The following is a 286-nucleotide window of genomic DNA, read 5'->3' as shown; positions in this document are numbered from 1 at the left end:
AAAAATTGAGGATGCCAAACTGGATGCGATTGATGCAGAGTCAAAAGCCATCCAGAAGAAATACAACGCATTAAAGACTTATTACGCCAACAAAAGTTGCATACTGTCTGCGAAGAAGCCGCTTGCCCCAATTTGCCACAATGTTTTGGAGGAGGTACAGCAACATTTATGATTATGGGAGACATCTGTACACGCCGATGTCCTTTTTGTGATGTTGCGCATGGTCGCCCAAATACTTTAGATCCTGATGAACCCAAACATTTGGCGGAAACTGTTAAAAACTTAA

1 pseudogene is annotated in these 286 nt (G+C 42.0%); it reads left to right on the top strand.

The annotated features are described in order from the left end of the window. A pseudogene (locus tag FLQ44_RS24330) lies at nucleotides 1-286 on the top strand (lipoyl synthase); the annotation flags it as partial.

This window comes from Vogesella mureinivorans, from assembly GCF_007644035.1.
Classification (GTDB): Bacteria; Pseudomonadota; Gammaproteobacteria; order Burkholderiales; family Chromobacteriaceae; genus Vogesella; species Vogesella mureinivorans.
Note: the sequence above shows the minus strand (reverse complement) of the source record. Positions and strands in the feature narration are given on the sequence as shown.